The organism is Acinetobacter sp. UBA3132, assembly GCF_002364825.1.
Lineage (GTDB): Bacteria > Pseudomonadota > Gammaproteobacteria > Pseudomonadales > Moraxellaceae > Acinetobacter > Acinetobacter schindleri.
Genome location: NZ_DEZM01000003.1, coordinates 412 through 6,008 on the forward strand (window position 1 = coordinate 412; position 5,597 = coordinate 6,008).

The window sequence follows — 5,597 nt, forward strand, 5'->3', positions numbered from 1 at the left end:
TTTTCTTTTAGCTGATCCAGATTAGTTGCACCAATAATCGTGCTGGTTACAAAGAACTGCTGTTTAATAAATGCCAATGCCAATTGAGTCAGGGTCAGACCATGCTGCTCTGCCAGTTGAGCATATTGCTCCACCGCCCATTCACTTTCCGGATTGCTATAACGGCTAAAACGCGAGAATAAAGTCACACGGGCATTCGCCGGACGTGCGCCATTGCGGAATTTACCTGTCAGATATCCGAATGCCAGTGGTGAATATGCTAGCAAGCCAACACCTTCGTATTTGGCAATTTCTGACATACCGATTTCATAGGTGCGATTCAGCAGGTTATATGGATTCTGTACGCTGACAAATTTTGATAATCCCAGTTTCTCGGCCAGATGCAGGAACTTCATCGTCCCCCATGGGGTCTCATTCGACAGACCGATATAACGGATACGGCCATTTTTAATTTCATATTGCAAGGCGGTCAGGGTTTCTTCGAGATCCGTCACTGCACGGTCTTCGGCCGCTTCAGCATTGCCATAACCGAGTTTACCAAAGAAATTCGTTGGGCGTTGCGGCCAGTGCAACTGGTATAAGTCGATATAATCGGTTTGCAGACGTGACAATGACTGGTCTATGGCCGCTGAAATTTCATCTGCCCCAAAACGGGTCTGTCCATCACGGATATGACTACCACCTTGTGATGGACCAGCGATTTTGGATGCTAAAAACAGTTTGTCACGACCGCCACGTGATGCAATCCAGTTCCCGATAATGCGTTCTGTCGCACCTTGGGTTTCCGGTTTTGGTGGTACCGGGTACATTTCTGCGGTATCCCAGAAATACAGTCCTTGATCCAGTGCATAATCGAGTTGCTCAAAAGCTTCTTCCTGGGTATTTTGTTCACCAAAGGTCATGGTGCCTAAACAGATTTCTGGAAGTAAAATACCGGTATCTGCAAGTGGTTTGAATTGCATGAATAATTCCCTGTCTATTCTAGGTTTGACTTATCATAATAAAGTACACCTAGAGTATAGAAGGAAAGCGACGGGCTGAAATCATCTTTTCTAAGAAGTTTGTTCTTATTTGTGATGTTGGATTTTCCGCAGCTATAAAAAAAGCAAACCCGAAGGTTTGCCCTTTTCTCAAAATTGCAGCTTATTCTTCTGAATCATCTTCAGCTGGTACTTCATTTTGTTCCAGTGAGGCATCAAAGATCAGAATTGCTTTACCATCTGTTTCGATCATGCCTTGCTCTTCAAGGGTTTTCAGCACACGGCCGACCATTTCACGGGAACAACCTACAATACGGCCAATTTCCTGACGGGTAATACGAATCTGACGGCCATTTGGCAAGATCATCGCTTCAGGCTGAGCTGAAAGATCGATCAGACAACGTGCGATACGACCAGAAACATCAATAAATGCCAGGTCAGTTACTTTACGTGTCGTATTCTTCAGACGGCGAACCAGTTGGGCAAAGACCGCATAACTCAAGTCAGGATATTGTTTGCTTAATTCATGGAAGTTTTCGTAGCTAATCTCTGCAATTTCACAAACGTCACGCGTACGCACTTCTGCAGTACGTTGTGGATTTACTTCGAATAAGCCCATTTCCCCAAAAAAGTCACCCGCGTTCAAATACGCCACGACAATTTCACGCTCATCATCTTCACGAAGAATGATCGATACAGACCCCTTCAGAATCAAATATAAAGATTTAGATTCTGTTCCTGCATCAACGATCGTTGTACGTTTTGGGTAACGGTTGATATATGCACGTTTTAATAATGCCTTCACGGATTCTGGCAATTGTCCCGGAGAAAGTGCATCTGTGCTTAATTGTGAAAAGTTTGAAGTCATGCTAGCAGTTCCAAATAAGGATAATTTTTAGATCGCACAAGACCTAATGTGAACTTGTCACACAGTGGGAATGAAATTCCTTATCAACCCGATTTATGTTAGTGTACAGTTACTTCGTAAATTTATAGCTTTTTTTAGGTAGTTGCAATGCAAACAAGCGTTCATTGGTTAGAGAATGTTGCTTTTGAAGCAAAAACGCAAAGTGGTCACAGTATCGTCATGGACGGCTCGCCAGAATACGGTGGTGAGAACCGTGGTCCTCGCCCAATGGAACTTCTATTAACCGGTTTGGGTGGTTGTGCTTCGTTTGATATTGTCACCATTTTAAAGAAAGCGCGTCAGGACATTACTGATGTTCGCTGTGAACTCAATGCAGAACGTGCCGACGCGATTCCTGCAGTATTTACGAAGATTCACCTGCATTTTGTGGTGACAGGTAAAGGCATTAAAGAGAAACAAGTGGCTAAGGCTGTCGAGCTTTCTGCCGAAAAATACTGCTCAGCCAGCAAAATGCTGTCTGATGGCGGTGTGGAAATTACGCACGATTTTGAAATTATTGAAGCTGAATAATCTGGCTGATCTAGTTATAAAAGCGGTCCCTCAGACCGCTTTTTCTTTATCTGTTCTTTGATATCAGACCAACACCATTTAGACAGATTGAGAGGTCGAATAAGTCGAACCATCCTCAAAAATCACCTGCTTTTCAGGCCATCTAAGAGCCGCTAATTTGCTTGAAAATTCTCGTTGCTGCTGCCGATCCAGATAGCGTTTCCCGACTGAATAATCCACACAGAACACATTTTGCTTATGCCCAAACCACTGTAGCGGATCAATCTGCTGAAACAGGCCAGCTTTCACTTCAGCCAAGTCAAATTTACGCCAGTAATGACCAATAATGACGGGAATATCCTCCTGATAATCCTCCCACCAAGGCAGACGATCTTTCATACGCCATTTGCCGCCGGCATAAATGGGCTTGTCTGTCATATATTCGGCACCAGAGGTCAACACTTTGATGGGATTATACATCTGCTCAATCCATTCCTTTTGTGCCAGATATTTCAGCCAGGGAATATCGCTATTCGGATCAGTGAGCGCTTCACGAAACTGCTCTGCTTCTTGGCATGCCTGTTCTGTAATACCTGCATCATTAATGTGTTGCTGGGTCTGCTGGACAAAATGTTCATAGGCTTCAAGTAAATGCAGCTTGTCCAGTGCTTTTAGTTGTTGAATGGAGTGTGTATCCCAGCAGGCATGCACAACCCGAATTTGATCTGATTCCAGTGCAATGGGCAAAGTTTGCAAAAATTGCAGAATCCACTGCTGGTCTTCTGGTGTAGCAGGCACAGAGTAAAAAGATTTATGGTCATCCATATGCGGTGAGCCAAAATACCAGCCATTGCCTTCACGATAGGATTGATTTAGCAGGTTCAGCTCATGGTTGCCCAGCACACAGTAGGCCTGGCCCCGCTCCATTAGAATCTTCACATGCTGAATTACCGCGACGCTGTTTTGCCCACGGTCACAAAGATCACCCACAAAGATCAGCTTACGCTGTTCTGGATGCTCACCTTTAAGATTATAGCCCATGACATGTAAGAGACTGTTTAAGGCGTCGATCTCACCATGAATATCACCCACAATGTCGAACCGATCTCCCTGAATAGGCTGGATGAACTGATATGACATTCAGACACCTCCTCGACATTTGAGTCCTGCAATTACTCAGACTGAGTATTAATCTAATTCTTTCAATATATTCATTATATTGTCTATACCTTTAATCGGGTGTTCAAGCTAAATTTTTGGGGCGTTCAAAACAAACCATCTTCTTATCTATATGAAATGGCTGTTTATTCATTTCACCTATAGCTCTAAAGGCTGATGCTTCGACAATAAGGCATCCCTTTAGTTTTCATCATGGTAAATAAAAACCGGTGCCTAAGCACCGGTTTTTATTTCAGTTCACTAAGCTGATAGTCAGTGCAGCTTCTAATTAAGCCTGTAGTGATTCAATGATCTGGTTCAATGTCGCACTTGGACGCATTACAGCATTTACTTTCGCAGGATCAACTGCGTAGTAACCACCGATGTCTACAGTTTTACCTTGAACAGTATTCAGTTCTTCAACGATTTTCGCTTCGTTTTCAGCCAAGGCTTGTGCGATAGGCGCGAATTTCGCTTTCAATTCTGCATCTTGATCTTGTGTAGCAAGCTCTTCAGCCCAGAATTTAGCCAGGTAGAAGTGGCTACCACGGTTGTCTAACTCGCCAGTACGACGTGATGGAGACTTGTCATTGTCAAGCAATTTACCAGTCGCAGCATCAAGTGTGTTTGCAAGTAGTTTCGCACGCGGATTATTTTCTTTAATGCCCATTTCTTCTAGAGAAACAGCAAGTGCCAGGAACTCGCCTAGAGAATCCCAACGTAAGTGGTTTTCTTCTACCAGCTGTTGTACATGCTTAGGTGCAGAACCGCCCGCACCAGTTTCGTACATGCCGCCACCCGCCATTAATGGCACGATAGAAAGCATTTTCGCAGAAGTACCCAGTTCCATGATTGGGAACAAGTCAGTCAGGTAGTCACGCAGGATGTTACCCGTTACTGAAATAGTATCTAGGCCACGAGCAACACGTTCAAGCGTATAACGCATCGCACGTACTTGAGACATGATCTGGATGTCTAGACCGTCAGTGTCATGATCTTTCAAGTAAGTTTGAACTTTCTTGATCAGTTCGTTTTCGTGTGGACGGTACGGGTCAAGCCAGAAGATTGCAGGCATGCCAGAGTTACGTGCACGCGTTACAGCAAGTTTTACCCAGTCGCGGATCGGTGCATCTTTCACCTGACACATACGCCAGATATCGCCTTCTTCCACGTTTTGAGACATCAACACTTCACCTGTTTCAAGGTCGGTGATGTTCGCAATACCTGCTTCAGAAATTTCGAAAGTCTTGTCGTGTGAACCGTATTCTTCAGCTTTTTGTGCCATCAAACCAACGTTAGGTACAGTACCCATTGTACGTGGATCGAAGTTACCATTCCATTTACAGAAATTGATCATTTCCTGGTAAATACGCGCGAAAGTAGACTCAGGCATTACTGCTTTACAGTCGTAAGGTTTGCCGTCAGCACCCCACATTTTGCCACCACCACGAATCATTGCAGGCATAGAAGCATCTACAATTACGTCGTTTGGAGAATGGAAGTTAGTGATACCTTTCGCAGAATCAACCATTGCAAGCGCTGGACGGTGTTCTTGACAAGCGTGTAAGTCACGGATGATTTCTTCACGTAAAGAAGTCGGAAGTGTTTCAATCTTCTCGTAAAGGCCAGCCATACCGTTGTTTACGTTAATGCCTAGCTCATCAAACAGTTTACCGTGTTTCTCAAACGCTTCTTTGTAGTAAATGCGCACACAGTGACCGAATACGATCGGGTGTGACACTTTCATCATGGTCGCTTTAACGTGTAGAGAGAACAGGATGCCTGCTTCTTTACAGTCATCTAATTCTTTTTCATAGAAGTCGCAAAGCGCTTTTTTGCTCATGAACATGGAGTCAATGATTTCGCCGTCTTGAAGCGCAACTTTTGGCTTAAGAACAATGGTTTCACCAGACTTAGTGATCAATTCCATTTTCACGTTACGTGCGCGGTCTAAAGTCATCGACTTTTCACCGTGGTAGAAGTCACCTTCATCCATATGTGAAACGTGAGTTTGTGACCACTGTTTCCACTCGCTCATAGAG

At 44.1% G+C, this 5,597-nt stretch carries 5 protein-coding genes; 1 reads left to right on the forward strand and 4 read right to left on the reverse strand.

The genetic code is table 11. The annotated features are described in order from the left end of the window. Together B4033_RS00090 and crp are read right to left on the reverse strand one after the other, a co-directional pair. On the reverse strand, window positions 1–962 hold a 962-nt coding region (locus tag B4033_RS00090), incomplete at its 3' end, for an NADP(H)-dependent aldo-keto reductase (protein ID WP_286830974.1). A gap of 181 nt (window positions 963–1,143) precedes the next feature. Then, window positions 1,144–1,848 carry a cAMP-activated global transcriptional regulator CRP gene (gene crp, locus B4033_RS00095; RefSeq protein ID WP_286830976.1) on the reverse strand — a complete coding sequence of 235 codons (705 nt, stop codon included), beginning with the start codon at window positions 1,846–1,848 and terminating at the stop codon, window positions 1,144–1,146. Between the two features lie 147 nt (window positions 1,849–1,995). On the opposite strand from crp, the gene B4033_RS00100 reads away from it, so the two are divergent. Continuing rightward, a complete protein-coding gene (locus B4033_RS00100; RefSeq protein WP_076753344.1) occupies window positions 1,996–2,418 on the forward strand; it encodes an OsmC family protein in 423 nt (140 codons plus the stop codon). A 78-nt stretch (window positions 2,419–2,496) separates the two neighbouring features. Here the strand turns inward: B4033_RS00100 and B4033_RS00105 are convergent, their stop codons facing one another. Continuing rightward, window positions 2,497–3,537 (reverse strand): metallophosphoesterase, encoded by a 1,041-nt coding sequence (locus tag B4033_RS00105; RefSeq protein ID WP_286830979.1) that lies wholly within the window; start codon window positions 3,535–3,537, stop codon window positions 2,497–2,499. A 307-nt stretch (window positions 3,538–3,844) separates the two neighbouring features. Then, window positions 3,845–5,597, reverse strand: a 1,753-nt coding sequence (locus B4033_RS00110; protein ID WP_286830981.1) for an NADP-dependent isocitrate dehydrogenase, incomplete at its 5' end; no start/stop codon positions are given.